This window comes from Bathymodiolus platifrons methanotrophic gill symbiont, from assembly GCF_002189065.1.
Classification (GTDB): Bacteria; Pseudomonadota; Gammaproteobacteria; order Methylococcales; family Methylomonadaceae; genus Methyloprofundus.
In genome coordinates, this window is the sequence record NZ_BDMN01000240.1 from 1 (window position 1) to 2,242 (window position 2,242).

General features: G+C 40.3%; 1 protein-coding gene. It reads right to left on the bottom strand.

What is annotated here, in order from left to right; genetic code table 11:
• Window positions 1-438: 438 nt before the first annotated feature.
• Window positions 439-2,046, bottom strand: coding sequence for an L-aspartate oxidase (gene nadB, locus CDZ78_RS13630; RefSeq protein WP_087870502.1), 1,608 nt, complete (start codon window positions 2,044-2,046; stop codon window positions 439-441).
• Window positions 2,047-2,242: the final 196 nt, after the last annotated feature.

The window sequence follows — 2,242 nt, forward strand, 5'->3', positions numbered from 1 at the left end:
CCCTATTGCCTAAGGGGAATTAAGTAGGGGTTTGCTATAAACATGGCAAAACCACCTAAAATAAACCTCGATACACCAGCATTGTGTATTTCAGCTACTCAATAATTGGGAAACTTCAGTTCGTTTAATAACTCGACTATAGTTGTCTTTTAACGAGGCTCTACATATTGATATTTAGACGTATAGGCCCATCAAATAGGCTTTTAGTTACTGACAATTATGTGCAGTAAAATAACTGAAAAACCTGCAGGGACAAGACATAGATCGCTCGACTCTACATAATTCACAACTGTACATAATGTCCGAAACCAGCTATTCAATATAAGATTTAATTATGCGTAACAACAAAATATATCATATTAAATATCAGCAAATACTCCACATATCAACACGCTTTCAGAGGGGCTTGAGGCCAGTTTCGGGTTTTAGTCCTAAAACTTATTTTCCAGGTGTCAGAATGGTATTTATTGTATCTTGTGATTTATCCAGTTCCGGGTAATCTAGCGTGTAGTGCAAGCCACGGCTTTCTTTACGAGCCAGAGCACTTTGAATAATCAAATCAGCAACAATAACCAGGTTACGTAATTCTAATAAATCACTACTAATCCGGTAATGATGATAGTAATCGGAAATTTCATTTTTTAATAGTTCCAGGCGATGTTCTGCTCTCTTTAGACGTTTTGTGCTACGCACGATGCCAACATAGTCCCACATAAACCGGCGCAGTTCATCCCAGTTATGCGCAATCATGACTTCTTCTTCTGAGTCTATCACTTGAGACTCATCCCAATCGGGTATTGCAGGGATAGTAGGATGATCAGAATTCTGATGCAGAATATCTTCACTGGCCCGTTCGGCAAACACCAGACATTCTAATAGTGAATTACTAGCCATCCGGTTGGCTCCATGTAAACCAGTATGTGCGACTTCACCCACGGCATACAAGCCTGGAATATCCGTACGTGCATATGCATCGGTCATGACACCACCGCAAGTATAATGAGCGGCTGGAACGACGGGAATAGGGGATTTAGTAATGTCGATATTCAGATCAAGACATTGTTGATAAATTGAAGGAAAGTGGCTTTTAATAAATTCAGCAGGTTTGTGGCTAATATCCAGATACACGCAATCAATACCGTACTTTTTAATTTGATGGTCGATGGCTCGAGCAACAATGTCGCGGGGCGCTAGTTCAGCTCTGGGATCATAGTGTTGCATAAATGTAGAGCCATCCGGTAGTATCAGCTTACCGCCTTCACCGCGTACTGCTTCACTGATTAAAAATGAATTGTTATCAGGGTGATATAGGCAGGTAGGGTGAAACTGCATAAATTCCATATTGGCAATACGACAGCCTGCGCGCCAGGCTAAGGCAATACCATCTCCCGTAGAAATATGTGGATTTGTCGTATACAGATAGACTTTATTTGCGCCACCTGTCGCAAGAGCAACGATGTTAGCGGTAATAGTTTTAACCTGTTTGCTATGCGTGTCTAAAACATAGGCACCTAGCACTCGTTGTTGTTTAAATCCAAGTTTGTCAGCGGTAATTAAATCAATCGCATTATGGTGCTCTAATAAAGTGATATTAGGGTGTTGTTTAGCTTTATGAATTAAAGACAGTGAGAGTTCTTTTCCCGTTGCATCTTCGTGATGAACTATGCGGCGCTCGGAGTGACCGCCTTCCTGATTAAGGTGTAATTCTGCTTCACCCTTTTTATTCTGACGCTTGGTAAAGGCCATACCTTGTTGGTGCAGAAAGTCGATACTTTTTTTGCCATACTCTACGGTGAGTCTGACAATTTCAGGATCACATAACCCTGCGCCAGAAACAATAGTATCTTGAATATGTGATTCTATAGATGCTTCCTGAGCATCTAATACTGCTGATATACCGCCTTGAGCATAGAAAGTACTACCCTCGGTCAGGGCAAATTTTGATAGTACTGCGACCTGGCGTTGGTCAGCTAATTTGAGAGCCAGGCTTAGTCCAGCACCACCACTGCCAATAATAAGCACATCGTAGTTTTTTTGTTTACTCATGACATAAAATTCTGTGCGGAGAAATTGAGCGAATATGGGCTATCATTAAGGTATATTATTAAACTGAAGTTTCCTAGTTTTTAAAGCATAAGCATATTAGTTAGTGCTTATTTTTAATAAATATTAGCATTCCCTAATAACACTGGCATTCCGTTTGCTAAAACCCTTGAATTTACTTAAAAAACAACAGGTTAAT